Genomic DNA, 14,367 nt, shown 5'->3' on the forward strand with positions numbered 1-14,367 from the left:
CGCCCCGGCGTACCCGTACGCGATCACCTACGACTCGACCGAGACGCCGACCGGTGCGTCCGCCGACATCGGCCCGGACAAGGAGCGCCGCCAGGGCCCGTTGGGCAACATCCTGGAGTACGGCACGGTGAAGAACGCGCCGATCCCGCACATGGGTCCGGCCGGCGCGGCCGAGCTGCCGCGCTTCGAGAAGGCGCTCGACGACTTGGGCGTGCGGCTGCTGGAGAAGCCATGACCGCGAAGGCGCACGCGGACGCGATCCTCAACCTGCTCCGCACCGCGCCGGGCACACCGCTGACCGTGCTCGACGGGTCGGTGCCGAACGGCACGGTCGCGCCGTACGTGCTGGTGTACTTCGCCGACGAGGACCCGGAACTGCCCGACTCCCGCCCGCTGGACGGCCAGTCGCAGCGGTACGTGGTCCGGGCGTACGTGCACAGCGTCGCCGGTAACGGGGCGATGGCGCGGGCGGTCGGGGACCGGGTTCGGTCGGCGCTGCTCGACGCGGTGCCGACGGTGGCCGGCCGGGTGTGCTGGCCGATCCGCCGCGAGGAGGGCCGCCCACCGGAGCGCGACGAGTCGACCGGCACGGTGGTGATGGACCGGGTCGACGTGTACCGGCTGGAGTCCGTTCCGGCCTAACGCCGCGTTCGGTGGAGCAGGGTGACCAGCGCGTACGTCACTCCGCCCACGCCCAGCAGGATGACGAGCTGCGTCGCGACGGGCAGGTCGGTGCCTCCGCACAGGCAGGCGATGAGCGCTCCGGCGATGACGGCCAGGAGGATCCGGTTGCCGGTGTGGGCGAGGCTCCACCGCGATTCGTGCTGACTCATGCCGCGCACCGTACCGAGTGCGCGTATCCAACTACCGCCCCGCGTGGGCGGACCACCACGAACCACAACGGAAGGGGTGCCGCATGGCCCTGCTCACCGCAACCTCGGTCACCGCCGCGGCGACCACCGTCAGCGCGGCACCGGTGACGTCCTCCGACACCGTCTCGTCATCGGACATTGGCAGCCTCGGAGCGCTGCTGAACGTGATCAACGGCTCGGGGGGGTCGATCAACGTGACGATCACCGACCCGGGCACCACGGCGGTCGGGAACGCCGGCACGGCGGTCGCCCAGGCGGTCCCGGCGGGCGCGGACCGCTGGTTCCGGCTGTCCCCGGCCCACGTCAACCCGGCGACCGGGGTGGCCACGGTGGCGTTCTCCGGCACCACCTCCGTCACCTACAAGCTGATCCGCTGCTGAGAGGGCGTCATGGCGAAGACCGACTACTGGATGGCCGACGGGTACGGCAATAAGGCGCTCGTCGAGGGCGCGGCCGAGCGGGACCGGTGGAAGCCGCTCGGCTGGGCGGAAACGACCGAGCCGGAACCCGGCGACATGGTGTGGATGGAACACCCGGAGACGGGTGGGCGGCAGCGGTTCGCCGCCGCCGTGATCGAGCAGTGGCAGGGCCTGGGCTGGCATCCGGCCGCCCCGCCGGAGCCGGTGGACGTGCTCCACGACTCGCAGCTCGTCGACCAAGCCGCGCCGGTGGCGTCCGCTGTCGTCCCGAAGAGCACCGACCGGACCGCCGCCAGCGGCACCACCCCGAAGGAGAGCTGATCGATGCCCGACATCACCGCTGATGGCAGGACCCGGGTCGCCTGGGTGCCCAGCATCGCGAACATCAACGCGCCGACCACCACCGAGCTGAACGCCGGCATGCTGCTCCAGTCGACGATGACGGCGGACGGTCTGGTCGGGTTCCGTCCGGAGACCGCCGACGTCGACACGAGCAGCCTGGACTCGACGTTCTCCACCTCGGTGAACGGCCGCACCAGCTTCAGCGGGGTCATGCTGCGGCTGAAGAAGCAGACCGGCACCGACACCATCTTCGACACCCTGGTGCGGGACGCGGCCGGGTACGTGGTGATCCGCCGGTCCGTCACCGCGTCCACGGCGTGGGCGTCCGCACAGAAGGTCGAGGTGTACCCGGCGCTGTGCGGCGAGGTGGCCCGCCTGGACCCGGAGCCGAACACGGTGGAGCGGTACGAGATCCCGCTGAAGATCACCAGCTCGCCGGCTCTGCGCGCGGCTGTCGCCTGATCCCTGATCGCAGGGGCGGACCATCTGGCCCGGTCCGCCCCTGCCCCGTGCCCTGGGCCAGGATGAAGGGCCAGAGCATGAGCAGCATCAAGGACCGAATCAGTCGAGCCAGGGACAGCCGTGGCACCGTCACCAAGCCGATCACGGTGTGGCTCGCACCCGACATGGGTCTGGTCGAGCAGTACCAGCGGGCGGTCGCGGACCTGGAGAACGCCGCCGAGCCGTCAGATGTACCGCCCCCCGGCGCGTCGCTCGAGGAACCGGGCCCGAACCGTACCGTCCTGCGGGAGCGTGTCGACCAGCTGCGGGACCGGCTCGACGAGTACGCGTTGAAGCTGACCGTGCGGGCGCTGTCGGACGACGAGTGGCAGCGCTTGGTTGACGCGCACCCGCCGCGCCGGAAGACCGACAACACCGATGGTGACCCGCGCGACGCCGAATCCGGCTGGAACACCACCACCTTCCCGGGTGCGCTGCTGCGGGCGGGCACGGTCGCGCCAGAGCTGGACGAGGAGGACTGGGCGAACCTGCTCGGCGCGGACGGCCATCCGGGCGTGCTCACGCACCCGCAGGTTCAGGCCGCCGCCGCCGAGGTGCTCGCCCTGTCGCGGTACCCGCTCGACATCCCTTTCTCGTAGGCCGCATCCGCCGCAACCCGGTGCTACGCGACCGGTTGGAGGCGGCGGAGCGGCTGGGCATCAGCCTGCGCCGGTTCGGCGGGTGGGAGCCGGTCACGGTCACCGAGCACGAGTACGACAGCGACGGGCGGCTGATCCGGTCGTGGTCCCAGCCGGAGTCCGAGTGGGACCAGCAGCAGCAGGCATGGATGGAGGCCCTGGCCGCGTACCGAGGCGAGCGGTGCCCGTGCGGCTGCGGCCAGCGGTACGCCGACACGACCAGCCCCGAAGAGGGCGGTCCGCAGTTCGTGGCGGGCCGGGTCGTCTGTCGGGCTCGGCTGGCGCTGCTGGAGGCGCAGAGGGCCCACGAGACGCAGGACATCATCGGCGGCGCCCGGTTGTGGCACGTCACCAAGGTGGGGAGGTAGCCGGATGGCGCTGCGTACCGTCGGGGTGAAACTCCAGGCCGAGGTGTCGGGCTACATCGCGGGCATGCGGCAGGCGAAGGGCGCGACCCGGGACCTGCTCGGCGAGATGGACAAGGCGGCCCAGGCGGGCCGGCTCGACCAGGTCGCCGACCAGGCGGCACTGATGGGTGTCGGCCTGCTCGGGGCGGCGGCCATGGCATCGAAGTTCGCGATGGACTTCGAGAAGCAGATGTCGGCCGTACAGGCGGCGACGAAGGCCTCCACCGCCGACCTGGAGCGGCTCCGGCAGGCAGCCCTCCAGGCCGGTAAGGACACCTCGTTCTCGGCGACCGAGGCGGCGCAGGGAATCGAGGAGCTGGCCAAGGCTGGTGTCAGCACGACGGCGATCCTGACCGGTGGTCTGCGGGGTGCCCTGGACCTGGCCGCCGCAGGCGGGTTGAGCGTGGCCGAGTCGGCGGAGACGGCAGCATCGGCCCTGACCCAGTTCAAACTGCGCGGCTCCGACGTCCCGCACGTCGCCGACCTGCTCGCCGCCGCGGCCGGCAAGGCCCAGGGCAGCGTCCACGACATGGGCATGGCCCTCAACCAGGCTGGCCTGGTCGCCGCCGGCACTGGCCTGACGATCGAGGACACCACGGGCACCCTGGCCGCGTTCGCCAGCGCAGGCCTGCTCGGCTCCGACGCTGGCACCAGCTTCAAGACGATGCTCCAGATGCTCCAGGCCCCGGCCGGCTCGACCAAGGAGCTGATGAACGAGCTCGGCATCTCGGCGTACGACGCGCAGGGCAACTTCATCGGCATCACCGCCCTGGCGGGGCAGCTCAAGAAGCAGCTCAGCGGCCTGACGCCGGAGCTGCGGGCCAACGCGATGGCGACCATCTTCGGCTCGGACGCCGTCCGGGCGTCCACCATCCTGTACGAGCAGGGCGCCGAGGGCATCCAGGCGTGGATCGACAAGACCAACGACGCCGGGTATGCGGCCGAAACCGCCGCGATGCGGACCGACAACCTGGCCGGGGACATCGAACGGCTGAAGGGCAGCCTGGAGACCCTGGCGATCGAGTCGGCGTCCGGCCCCAACTCAGGGCTGCGGCTGCTGACGCAGGGCCTCGACGGGGTCGTCAACGAACTGTCGCAGCTTCCCCCGGCTGTCGGCGGCACGCTCACCGTGCTGGCCGCGCTGGGCGGGGCAACGACCCTGCTCGGCGCGGGCTGGGTGCGGGCCCGCCGGGCCAACGCCGACTTCCGGGAGGAGCTGGCCGCAACCGGCCCGGCTGGCACCCGGGCCGCCCGCGGCCTGGAGGCCACCACGAAATGGGCGGGCCGGGCCACGGTGGCGTTCGCCGCCCTTCAGGTCACCGGCGCGATCGTCAACAAGATGGTCGGGGACCTCAACCCGCAGATCGATGCCATGGCCAAGGGCCTCGACGCATGGGGAACGTCGGGGAAGCTCGCCGGCGAGTCCGCCCGCGTCCTCGGCTCCGACATGAAAGACCTGAACGTCGGCCTGAAGTTCCTGGCGGACACCGATAACTCGCGGCGGAAGTTCGCCCGCTGGGGTCAGGATCTCCTTGAGGGCGTCGTGCCGGGCCTTGACTCGACGAATACCAGCCTGACCCGCACCCGGGAGCGGGTAACCGCAATGGACCAGGCGTTCGCGCAGATGGTGTCCAGCGGGAACGCGGATTCGGCGAAGGGCGCCTTCGACCGGTTGGCCGCCGAGGCCGCCAGGAGCGGCGTTGAGGTCGACGAGCTGAAGAAGCTGTTCCCCCAGTACGCGGCGGCGCTGGAGACCACCGGCAGGGCTGCGGCTGAGGCGGTGGCACCGACCAGCTCACTGACCGGTGTGACGAAGGAGTACAAGACGGTCGCCGAAGCGGCGACCGCCGCGTCTCAGGGGCAGCGTGACGCACTGATCGCGCTCGCCGACATGATGAAGGCGGAGACGGACCCGGTGTTCGGGTTCCTCGACGCCCAGCAGAAGCTGACGGAGAAGCAGAAGGAGGCGGCCGAGGCGGTCAAGGAGCACGGCCGTAACTCGGTGGAGGCGAAAGACGCCACCCGGAACCTGGCGTTGGCGGCGATCGAGTTGCAGAGCCGCGCCGGCGAGCTGTCCGGCACCTTCAACGGCTCGATGACGCCTGCCCTGCGGGGCACCCTGCTCGCCGCTGGCCTGACCGAACGGCAGGTCGGCGACGTCGCCGCGCAGTTCCGGGTCGCCAAAGCCGAGGCGGAGAAGTACGACGGGAGCTACAAGGCGAACGTGTCGGTGGTCGGTGCCCCGGCCGCCGAGGATCGACTGAAGCGGCTGTCGATCTACCAGCAGGCGCTCAAGAAGGGCACCATCCCTGCCGGCTTCCAGGGTCCGGTCCAGGGTCGGGACTACCACTCGGGTGGGTGGACCGGTCCGGGTAGCAAGTACGAGCCGGCCGGTGTCGTACACGCCGACGAGTTCGTCATCAAGAAGGAGTCGCGGCAGCAGATCGAGCGCCGCCACCCGGGCCTGCTGGAGGAGATGAACGCCACCGGGCAGCTGCGCAGCGGGTACGCCGACGGTGGGCTGGTGCTGCTGCCGTACCGAACGTCGGCGACGATGACCCGCATCCCGTCGCGGGCGGAGGCCGCCGCCGCGGTGATGCCGGCGTTCGGTCCGTGGCCGTCGAGTCCGGCGGCTCAGCGTGGGGACTCTGGGTTGTGGCGGGGGATCGCGGCGATGATCCGTGGCACCGGACCCCTGTCCGGCGAATTCGGTAACGGCTACCGGCCGGGCGATCCCAAGTGGCACGGCTCCGGCCGGGCCGTGGACTGGATGGGTTACAACCAGGACGCCTTGGCGAGGTTCCTGGCCGCACGCCGTCCGCTGGAGCTGATCCACCGCACGAACAGCCGCGACTACGCCTACACCCGCGGTCGGAACATGGGCAGCTTCAACAACGCGTTGATGGAGGCGCACCGCAACCACATTCACATCGCCATGGCGGGCGGCGGGGTCATCGCCGAACCGGTGGTGGGGGTCGGTCTCAGCAGCGGCAACAGCTACTCGTTCGGCGAGCGGGGCCCGGAAACGGTGGTGCCCGGCGTGGGCGCGGCGGCGGGCGGGACCACCGTGGTGGTGAACCGCACTATCCAACTCACGGTCAACGTCCCGCCGACGGCGAACCTGGCTGAGGTAGGCCGGGTGTCCGTTGAGGCGATCCAGGCGTACGAACGCCGATCCGGCACAAAGTGGAGAGCACCGTGACCAACCTGGCGCGGATCATCGTCGAGGTTGGCTTCACCGGGTCGCCAAGCACCGGAGCGTACTGGCACATCGGCGACCCGGTGCGCGGTCGGATCGGCACCGCCGCAGTCGGCCCGGAAGAACTGTGGACCGACATCTCCCCGTGGGTGGTGTCGGTGTCGACCCGCCGCCCCGCGACCCGCGCCGACGGGCCGACCCTGCGGTACGAGGCCGGCACCGCCACCATCCTGCTGAAGAACCACGACCGCCGATTCGACCCCACCAACCTGTCCGGCCCGTACGTGGTGGCCGGGGTGAGTCAGGTCGAGCCGATGCGGGCGGTGCGGGTCCGTGCCGAGTGGGACGGGGTGGCCTACCCGATCCTGCGCGGCTACGTCGACGACTGGCAGGTCGACTACCAGGGCCCGACGGGCAGCACCGTCACCCTCACCGTCTCCGACGGCTTCTCGGTGCTCACCAGCTACGACCGTCCCGCGTCCGCGCCCGTTGGCGGCAGCGAGCGGTCCGGGGCGCGGATCCACCGGATCCTCACCTCGGCGGGCTGGCCGACAGTCGATCGGATGGTGGACGTCGGCGACTCCACGATGCAGGCCACCGAACTGGAGGGCAACGCCCTGTCTGAGTTGCAGTTGACGGCCGAGTCGGAGCTGGGCGAGTTCTACATCAACGCCGCCGGGCTTGCCCGGTTCCGGCGCCGCCGGGCCGTGCTGACGGAGGCGCAGTCGACGACGCCGCAGGCAACGTTCAGCGGAGACGGCGGAGCCGTCCAGGTGGCAGACAGCTTCTCCCGGGCCGTTGTCGGCGGGTGGGGCGTGGCGGACACCGGCCAGACGTGGACCACGGCGGGCGGCGCGGTCGGCGACTACTCGGTGGCCGCCGGGGTGGGCGTGCAGTCGCTGGGCAGCCTCAACGTGTCCCGGCGGGCGGTACTCGCCGGAGTCGCCGACGCCGAGGACGTCGCGGCGACGTTCGCCGCGTCCGCCGTGGCCACCGGCGCACCCATCCGGGCAGCGCTGATGCTGCGCGCGGTCGACCCGGCGAACGACCACTACCGCGCCCAGCTCGGATTCGAGATCGGCGGGCTGCTGACGCTGTCACTGGTCCGCCGGACCGGCGGCACCGACACCACCCTCACCGGCGTGGCCGTGCCCGACACGTACACCGCCGGGACCCGAGTGCGGGTCCGCGCCCAGGCCGACGGGACCACACTGCGGGCGATGGCGTGGCTGGAATCCGGAACCCCGCCGACCAGCTGGCAGACCACCGCCATCGACACCACCTTCGACGCCGGCCCGCCGGGCATCCGCACCCTGCTGCCCACCAGCAACACCAACACGCTGCCGGTGGCCGTGTCCGTCGACGACATCACAGCCGGTCCCCTGGACGGGCTGCCGGAGCTTCCGTACGCCGACGTGGCCATCACCTACGACGCCCAGTCCATCTACAACCTGGCCACCGTCTCCCGGGCCGGCGGTACCCCTCAGGTGGTCGAAGACCCGGCGTCGCGGGCCCGCTACCTGACCCGCACCTACCAACGGTCGGACCTGCTGCTGGAAACCGACGCCGAGGTGCTCAGCTACGGCCGGTACGTCCTGCACCAGGCGTCGGAACCGGAACTGCGGTTCTCACAGATGACTCTCCTGCCTCGGGGGGACGCCCGGTTGTGGGCGCAGGCCCTGGGCCGGGAGTTCGGCGACCGGATCAGGGTGATCCGCCGGCCGCCCGGCGGAGGAGTGATCCGGCGGGACGTGTTCGTGCGAGGCGTCGAGCACGACGTTGTCCGCGACTTGCAGTGGACGACCCGGCTGACGCTCCAGTCGGCCAGCAGCTTCCAGTTCTGGACGATCGGCCACGTGGAGTTGGGCCGCATCGGCGTCAACGCGATCGGATTCTGAGGAGGCCCTGTGCCCGCTCCCGTGTACGCGACGGGCGATGTCCCGTCCGCGACCGAGGTCAACAACTGGTTCGTGAACGTCACCTACGCCCGTAAGACAGCGACGGAGTCGGTGACCAACTCCATCACGCTGCAGGGCGACGACCACCTCACGGTCACGGTCGACGCGAACACCGCCTACGAGATGACCTGCGTGATCCGCTACGACGGCGACACCACCGGCGACATCCAGACCGGCTGGACCCTGCCGTCGGGCACCAGCTGGGACTACATCGCCGTCGGCCAACACACCAGCGCCGTGAACTACGCCGACGACCAGACCGCCGCGTTCGGCGCCACCGACACCCCCGCGTTCGGGGCGATCGGTGCCGGCACCACCTGCGCGGCGATGGTGCACGGACTCCTCGTGGTGGGCGGCACCGGCGGCGGCGTGCAGCTCCGCTGGGCGCAGCGCGCGTCCTCGGCCACCCCGACCCGGGTGTTCGCCGGCTCGTACCTGCTGCTGCGGAGGGTATCGTGACGGCCCGCGGCGACGCATGGCGGCTGCGGGCCGTCACCGCCGTCAACCGGTTCCGGGCGCTCGACGGCGGGGCTGAAGGGGCGTACGCGTACGCGTCGATGGCGGAGGCGTGCGGACGGCTGTACGGGTGGACGCACTCCTACGTCACGGCCTACCTGGCCAAGGTCTACGCCCTGCAGAACCCTGACGGCGGGTGGGGCATCAACCGCAGCTACGACGCGTTCGCGGACGGCTCGGTCAACGACGAGGACACCACCTACACGGTGACCCTCGCCGACCACGTCGGCATCCCGTTCCTGAACGGCTTCCAGGCCGGGGCGGTTCCCCGCGACCGGGTACAGGGCATCGTCGACCGGCTCCTCGCGATGCCCCGGGTGCTGGTGGAGCGCGGCCAGTGCGTCGCCTACTCGACGAGGCCGGTGGACTGCCAGCCCGGCTACGAGGTCCACAACGTCAGCGCGGGTGTCGCCTACTTCCTGCACCGGGCGAACGCAGCCGGGTTCGGTGGGACGGGCATGCACCGACTCATCACCGACATCACCATCCACCAGAGCAACGCCTACCGCACCGGCGACATCTGGTGGCCGTACATCGACGACGGCCCGAACCAGGATCCCGACCACCAGTCGTACTCCGCCCAGTCGATGTACCCGCTGGAGTACTGGGTGGGTCGGGAGGCCATCTACAAGCTGATGACGAACTCGTGGCCGGATGATCCGCTGTCGCCGCTGGCGCACATGCGGCTCGTGTCCACCCCCGGCGGGGTGGGGTCGTGGTCCCGCCGGTACGGGTCGCCGATCACCCTGTGGGGCGAGCTGGGCGACCAGTGGCTGCCGGAGGCCGATCAGTTCATCGCCAACCCGCCGGCTGACGTGCAGACCCGGCTGGCCCAGGCGGCGCTGTTCTGCGCCAGGAATGCGAGCGTCCAATGACCCGCGCCCCGGAAACCCTGCTGGCCGCCCGCCGGCTGCTCCTCGACCACCTCGACGTCCAGCCCGGCCGGACCGTGCACACCGACCTGGACCCCGCCGAGGTGGGCATCGTCGGCGACCCCGCCCACGTGGGCGGCTACCACTGCGGCACCGACCGGGTCCGCCGGGAGGGTGGGCAGATCCGCGACTACTCGGTAACCGAGTCCAACCGCGACCGGTCCGGGCTCGCCGAGTGGGCGTGCGCCCTCGACGTGGGCGAGTTCCGGGTCTGGCGGGACGGCCGGGTGTACGACCTGCCGCACCTGTCCGCGTGGATCGTCGGCCAGTGCCGCGCGGACGCACCCGACACCCGGGACATCCGGGAGGTCATCTGGTCTCCGGACGGCCGCACCGTCAAGCGGTGGGACCGGCTCGGCAAGAGGTCGACCGGTGACAGCTCGCACCGCTGGCACACGCACATCTCCTACCACCGCGACGCGATCCGGGCGGGCCGCGACCAAGCCGGTCTGTTCCGCCGCTACCTGACGAGCATCGGCCTGCTGGCCGGAGACCTGGAGGACGACATGACACCTCAGCAGTTCGCGGCCATCCTGCGTGACCCGACCGTGGTGAAGGAACTGCGCCGTCTGCCGTGGCAGTACGCCGACGAGGGGCACCCGTCGGCCCACGGCATCCTGATCGCCAAGGGCGGCCGGGTCGACGCGAAGCTCGACGCGATCCTCACCGCACAGCAGGGCGCGGACGCCCGGACGATCCTGGCCCGGATCGAGCAGCTCGCCCAGGAGGAGCGGGCCCGGGACGAGGCCGCCGCCGCGCGGGACGCCGAGCTGGCCGATCTGGTGCGGCAGGGCCAGGACGGCACGCTCGACGCGGCCGAGGTGCTCCGACGGATGGGCGAGCTCCTCGCCGCCGCCCCCCGGGATTAGCCGGTGCCGGACATCCCCGCCGCACTGCTCGGCACGGGCGGGCCGGTCGGCATCCTGCTCTTCGTCATCGGGCTGGTCCTCACCGGCCGCCTGGTGCCCCGGACGGTGCACGAGGACCGGGTTCGCGACAAGGCCGAGCAGGTGGTCTATCTCCAGCAGACTCTGGCGGTCCGCGACGAGCAGGTGAGGGTCCGCGACGAACAGGTGCAGAAGCTCCTCCCGAACTCTGACCTGACGATCCAACTCCTACAGGGGCTGGCCAGGGAGGCGGGCCGCGATGACCTGGTGGCGTAGACGCAAGCGCGAGCCGGCCTCCCCGGAGACGGTGGAGGCCCGGCAAGGGCTGGAGCAGGCGCATCAGGATCTGGCGGCGGCCCTCGCCGACGACGACCAGGTCGAGCGGGTCGCCGACCGGCTGAATGAGCTGCGTCGACGCAACCACTTCGGCCCGATGATCACCCGAGCCCTGAAGGGAACGAGATGAACAACCTGACCGCCGCGCTCGCGGTGGTTGGTGCCGGCGTCTGCTGGTACTTCGTGGGCGCGTACCACGTCCTCACGGGCGGGGACTGGCGGCGCAACCCGGGCGGGATGCACGTCATGGTGTTCACCGCCAACTTGGGGGTGCTGCTGACGCTCGCTGCTGCTGGCCGGGTGTGGCCGGACTACCCGGGCCGCGAGTTCGTGGTGACGCTCGTGTTCGCCGCCTTGGTCGGCCAGCTCGTGTGGCGGTGCGTGCTGCTGCACCGTGAGCAGCACGACGACCAGCCCACCCGCCGGTAACTACACGACGCCCGGCCGGTGGTGGACCTGCCACTTGCCGCGTTCCCGGCCGGCCGCGTAGATCCGGTCCAGTGCGGCCCGCGCTTCGGCCTCGTCGCCGTAGCGGGCGTGCTCGCTCGGCGCAGACGCCGGGTCGGACAGGTACAGATCCCAGCCGGTCCCGTCGACCCGTTCCTCGAGGCGCACGTGCGCGACCGGCACGTAGTCGTCGCCAGGCGCGTACAGCCAGCCGGCCTCTCTGAGCTGCGGAATTCCAGCCACACCCACACCCTAGGAGCATCATGCGCATCTTCGGCCGTGAGCCGGCGCTGATCATCGGCGCCATCGGCTCCCTCATCACCGTGCTCGCCGCCCTCAACCTGCCGTGGCTGTCCGCCAGCCAGGCCGCCGCGCTCACCGCGCTGCTCGCCGCCGGCATCACCGCCTGGACGACCCGCCCGGCTGCCCCCGCCCTGTACGTCGGTGTGGTGGCCGCCGGGGCGGTGCTGCTCGCCGAGTACCACCTTCACGTGTCGGACGAGGCGGTCGCGGCGATCGGCGGCGCGATCGTGGCGGGGTTCGCCCTGTTCGGGATCCGCCCGCAGGTGTCCCCGGCGGCGGAGCAGAGCGGTAAGGCTCCGGTCGCACTGCCCCGGTAGGATCGCTTCCGCGGTGCTCCCGGTGATGTCCCGGGCAGCGCCGACCAAACGACTCAGCGCCCCCACCTCTGGCCTCACGGCCGGGGTGGGGGCGTTTCGTCGCGTCTCGGGTCAGCCGAGCCTGAGCCGGACACGGCCGAGGTCGCCCTCGGACACCTGCACGCGCTCCTCACCGACGACCTCGATGGAGTAGAACTTCCGGCCAGCCGGCACGTCACCGACCTCGAAGGCGAACGTGCAGTTCTGTGCCTTCTCGCCGTCTGGCTGCATCGTCACGGTGCCCTCTGCGAGCTTTCCCATGCCGACGGTGGTGCCAGTGTTGTCGTGGACGGTGACGGTCGCTCCGGCACGGAGTTGCTCGTGGTCCTCGCGTCCCCAGCATCCCTCGCCGGGGTTCCATGCGAAGTGGGGCAGGTCGACGGTGATGGTGCCGGCGGCCTTGATCGTGGGGGGTGCGGCGGCCGGCTCGGTGTCCTTGGGGCCGCATCCGGTCAGCACGGTGCAGAGCAGGGCGGCGGCGATGGTGGCGGGAAGGGCTCGGGTCACGGGCCGCACCGTAGCCGCTGCGGTCCACTGTGGGTGTCGGCTACGTGACAGCGCCGTGTCCCCTGGGTGGGGGTCACGGCGCTGTCGTGTGTCCGGGCCCGGACGTCGGTGGCCTGCCGACCGGTGCCGCCCCACCGCCCGCAGGTGTGGCCGGCGGCCCGGAGGGTGACCGCGCCGACCCGGTGAGCGTGCCGGGCGGGGGGCTGGACGTGCAACCGCCGCCGGTCCGGCTGTGGACAACGGCGGCGGCTGTGGACAACGCCCCGATCATGCGGGTGCTGTGGTACGGGAGCGGGAGAGGGAAAGCGCGTTCCGGGGTGGGTGCTGGTGGGGCCGGCTGCCCGGCCCCGTCCCGGTCAGCGGAGGGCACACTCGGCGTCGAGCAGGGCCTGCCGCTCCTCGATGTCGAGGCACTCCTCGCACATCTCGGCGAGGCCTCCGTTGGGGGTGATGACCAGCTGGGCTCCGGCGGCTCCGCATGCCTCGCAGTCGGTGGTGTAGGTGGTGGCCATGTCCGTCTCCCCTGATCGATCCCGCTTGCTGTACGTACAGTCTAAGCCGGACTGTACGTACACCGCAAGCCTTGAGGCGGGAGAAATGTACGTACATCTACGTTGGATTCTGTACGTACACTGCGGTACGCTGGCGGCATGGCAAACACCCAGCACCGGTCGATCCGAATCCCTGACGACACCTGGAAGCCGGCCATGGAGCAGGCCAAGGAGCAGGGCACCTCAGCCGGCGAACTGTGCCGCGAGTTCCTCGACTGGTGGCTCCGCAAGCCGGGTGCCAAGCTTCCCAAGCGGCCGGAGCCGGGCGCATGACGCCGGCCTGGCACCGCACCCATAACCACCGCTTCTACCGGCTGACCTGCGAAGATTATGACGAGCGATTCGAGTCAACTGGCAACCGCTGCGAGCTCTGCGGAGTCAGCGGGCCCAGGTCGGCACACCGCCAGCTCTACGTTGACCACTGCCCGCAGATGGGGCCGTGGGCGGTCCGTGGGCTCCTCTGCGGAACCTGCAACACGCGCCTCGGCGGGTATCGGAGCCAGCTGACTGAGCAGGACCGGGCGTACCTAGCAGCCAAACCATGGATTGCAGAACTGTGCGCCAGGGAGGGCCGGCCAATCCTCATCAACGAGCCGCGCGCCGAGGCTGTGGTACTGGTTGGGCCGAGAAGACGCAGGTTTCGGAAGACCGACATCGGCTGGGCCCCGGAGCGGCTCGACGCGAAAACCAAACCTCGGTCATGGGAATCGCTCCATCAGGCGTACGGTCCACGGCAACTGGCCGTGGGGCTTAGCCGCGAGCAGGTCCGCCGGATCTGTCGCGCCGCTGGCCTCTAGTCCGAAGACCCCCGACGCAGAGCGCCCCGCCACCGTGCTGGTGGCGGGGCGCTTCTTGCTGACCAGGGGCGGGATTCCTCCGGGGCTTTCCGTCGGCCGGCTGCACTGCTCAAGCGCCGGTTCATAGCCCGTTACCCCTCCGGCTCGGAGGCCAACTCAGGCCTGTGCTCGCGGATCCACGCTTCAACGTCCTCGGCAAGCCAGACCTTGCCCATGGCCAGCACTTGGTACGGCTTGGGCCAGTCAGTCCGAACCAGGAGTTGCTGGACGCGTTGGCGGCTCACGCCCAAGCGATCCTGGATCTCGCGCGCTCCCATCAGAGTCTTCCCCATAACCAGAATCATAGTCGGAAGCCTAGTAGTGCCTTGACTAGTCGGCAAGGCACTACTAGTGTCGTCG

22 protein-coding genes are annotated in these 14,367 nt (G+C 70.8%); 18 read left to right on the plus strand and 4 right to left on the minus strand.

What is annotated here, in order from left to right:
* Both AB0F58_RS29195 and AB0F58_RS29200 read left to right on the plus strand, forming a co-directional pair.
* Positions 1–235 (plus strand): hypothetical protein (locus AB0F58_RS29195; RefSeq protein ID WP_357149842.1); only part of this gene is annotated, 235 nt, incomplete at its 5' end.
* The gene (locus AB0F58_RS29200) at positions 232–642 is read left to right on the plus strand and encodes a hypothetical protein (protein ID WP_357149845.1); all 411 of its coding nucleotides are present in this window, start codon (positions 232–234) and stop codon (positions 640–642) included. The genes AB0F58_RS29195 and AB0F58_RS29200, both read left to right, overlap by 4 nt.
* On the opposite strand, the gene AB0F58_RS29205 is transcribed toward AB0F58_RS29200, so the two are convergent.
* Positions 639–833: a hypothetical protein gene (locus AB0F58_RS29205; protein WP_357149847.1), complete on the minus strand. Its 195-nt coding sequence runs from the start codon at positions 831–833 to the stop codon at positions 639–641. The two genes, AB0F58_RS29200 and AB0F58_RS29205, sit on opposite strands and share 4 nt — an antisense overlap.
* A gap of 83 nt (positions 834–916) precedes the next feature.
* Here AB0F58_RS29205 and AB0F58_RS29210 point away from each other — a divergent pair, with 83 nt between their 5' ends.
* The 13 genes from AB0F58_RS29210 (at position 917) to AB0F58_RS29270 (ending at position 11,436) form a co-directional block, all read left to right on the plus strand.
* Entirely contained in the window at positions 917–1,252 is a 336-nt protein-coding gene (locus AB0F58_RS29210) for a hypothetical protein (RefSeq protein WP_357149850.1), read from the plus strand.
* Positions 1,253–1,261: 9 nt separating this feature from the next.
* Entirely contained in the window at positions 1,262–1,612 is a 351-nt protein-coding gene (locus AB0F58_RS29215) for a hypothetical protein (protein WP_357149853.1), read from the plus strand.
* Between the two features lie 3 nt (positions 1,613–1,615).
* Complete coding sequence (locus AB0F58_RS29220; protein WP_357149856.1) at positions 1,616–2,095, plus strand: hypothetical protein; 480 nt, start codon at positions 1,616–1,618, stop codon at positions 2,093–2,095.
* Between the two features lie 77 nt (positions 2,096–2,172).
* On the plus strand, positions 2,173–2,733 hold the full coding sequence (locus AB0F58_RS29225) for a hypothetical protein (RefSeq protein ID WP_357149859.1): 561 nt from the start codon (positions 2,173–2,175) through the stop codon (positions 2,731–2,733).
* 20 nt (positions 2,734–2,753) lie between these two features.
* Complete coding sequence (locus tag AB0F58_RS29230) at positions 2,754–3,140, plus strand: hypothetical protein (protein WP_357149862.1); 387 nt, start codon at positions 2,754–2,756, stop codon at positions 3,138–3,140.
* 4 nt (positions 3,141–3,144) lie between these two features.
* Entirely contained in the window at positions 3,145–6,381 is a 3,237-nt protein-coding gene (locus AB0F58_RS29235) for a phage tail tape measure protein (protein WP_357149865.1), read from the plus strand.
* The gene (locus AB0F58_RS29240) at positions 6,378–8,276 is read left to right on the plus strand and encodes a hypothetical protein (protein WP_357149868.1); all 1,899 of its coding nucleotides are present in this window, start codon (positions 6,378–6,380) and stop codon (positions 8,274–8,276) included. Before AB0F58_RS29235 ends, AB0F58_RS29240 begins: the two co-directional genes overlap by 4 nt.
* A 9-nt stretch (positions 8,277–8,285) precedes the next feature.
* Positions 8,286–8,795: a hypothetical protein gene (locus tag AB0F58_RS29245; RefSeq protein ID WP_357149871.1), complete on the plus strand. Its 510-nt coding sequence runs from the start codon at positions 8,286–8,288 to the stop codon at positions 8,793–8,795.
* Positions 8,792–9,727 (plus strand): hypothetical protein, encoded by a 936-nt coding sequence (locus AB0F58_RS29250; protein ID WP_357149873.1) that lies wholly within the window; start codon positions 8,792–8,794, stop codon positions 9,725–9,727. The genes AB0F58_RS29245 and AB0F58_RS29250 overlap by 4 nt, the downstream gene beginning before the upstream one ends.
* Positions 9,724–10,653, plus strand: coding sequence for a hypothetical protein (locus tag AB0F58_RS29255; protein WP_357149876.1), 930 nt, complete (start codon positions 9,724–9,726; stop codon positions 10,651–10,653). The genes AB0F58_RS29250 and AB0F58_RS29255 overlap by 4 nt, the downstream gene beginning before the upstream one ends.
* 3 nt (positions 10,654–10,656) lie before the next feature.
* Positions 10,657–10,947 (plus strand): hypothetical protein, encoded by a 291-nt coding sequence (locus AB0F58_RS29260; protein WP_357149878.1) that lies wholly within the window; start codon positions 10,657–10,659, stop codon positions 10,945–10,947.
* Complete coding sequence (locus AB0F58_RS29265) at positions 10,931–11,137, plus strand: hypothetical protein (protein WP_357149881.1); 207 nt, start codon at positions 10,931–10,933, stop codon at positions 11,135–11,137. Before AB0F58_RS29260 ends, AB0F58_RS29265 begins: the two co-directional genes overlap by 17 nt.
* On the plus strand, positions 11,134–11,436 hold the full coding sequence (locus AB0F58_RS29270) for a hypothetical protein (RefSeq protein ID WP_357149888.1): 303 nt from the start codon (positions 11,134–11,136) through the stop codon (positions 11,434–11,436). Before AB0F58_RS29265 ends, AB0F58_RS29270 begins: the two co-directional genes overlap by 4 nt.
* Here AB0F58_RS29270 and AB0F58_RS29275 read toward each other — a convergent pair whose 3' ends face one another.
* Positions 11,437–11,697, minus strand: a complete 261-nt coding sequence (locus AB0F58_RS29275; RefSeq protein ID WP_357149891.1) for a hypothetical protein — start codon at positions 11,695–11,697, stop codon at positions 11,437–11,439. It abuts the gene before it with no gap.
* A 20-nt stretch (positions 11,698–11,717) separates the two neighbouring features.
* On the opposite strand from AB0F58_RS29275, the gene AB0F58_RS29280 reads away from it, so the two are divergent.
* Positions 11,718–12,074, plus strand: coding sequence for a hypothetical protein (locus AB0F58_RS29280; RefSeq protein ID WP_357149894.1), 357 nt, complete (start codon positions 11,718–11,720; stop codon positions 12,072–12,074).
* A gap of 111 nt (positions 12,075–12,185) precedes the next feature.
* Here AB0F58_RS29280 and AB0F58_RS29285 read toward each other — a convergent pair whose 3' ends face one another.
* Positions 12,186–12,620 carry a hypothetical protein gene (locus tag AB0F58_RS29285; RefSeq protein WP_357149897.1) on the minus strand — a complete coding sequence of 145 codons (435 nt, stop codon included), beginning with the start codon at positions 12,618–12,620 and terminating at the stop codon, positions 12,186–12,188.
* Positions 12,621–12,976: 356 nt separating this feature from the next.
* On the minus strand, positions 12,977–13,132 hold the full coding sequence (locus AB0F58_RS29290; protein WP_357149900.1) for a hypothetical protein: 156 nt from the start codon (positions 13,130–13,132) through the stop codon (positions 12,977–12,979).
* 138 nt (positions 13,133–13,270) lie between these two features.
* On the opposite strand from AB0F58_RS29290, the gene AB0F58_RS29295 reads away from it, so the two are divergent.
* The gene (locus AB0F58_RS29295; RefSeq protein ID WP_357149903.1) at positions 13,271–13,444 is read left to right on the plus strand and encodes a hypothetical protein; all 174 of its coding nucleotides are present in this window, start codon (positions 13,271–13,273) and stop codon (positions 13,442–13,444) included.
* On the plus strand, positions 13,441–13,968 hold the full coding sequence (locus tag AB0F58_RS29300; protein WP_357149906.1) for an endonuclease domain-containing protein: 528 nt from the start codon (positions 13,441–13,443) through the stop codon (positions 13,966–13,968). The genes AB0F58_RS29295 and AB0F58_RS29300 overlap by 4 nt, the downstream gene beginning before the upstream one ends.
* Positions 13,969–14,367 lie beyond the last annotated feature (399 nt).

The organism is Micromonospora sp. NPDC023956, from assembly GCF_040639195.1.
Lineage (GTDB): Bacteria > Actinomycetota > Actinomycetes > Mycobacteriales > Micromonosporaceae > Micromonospora.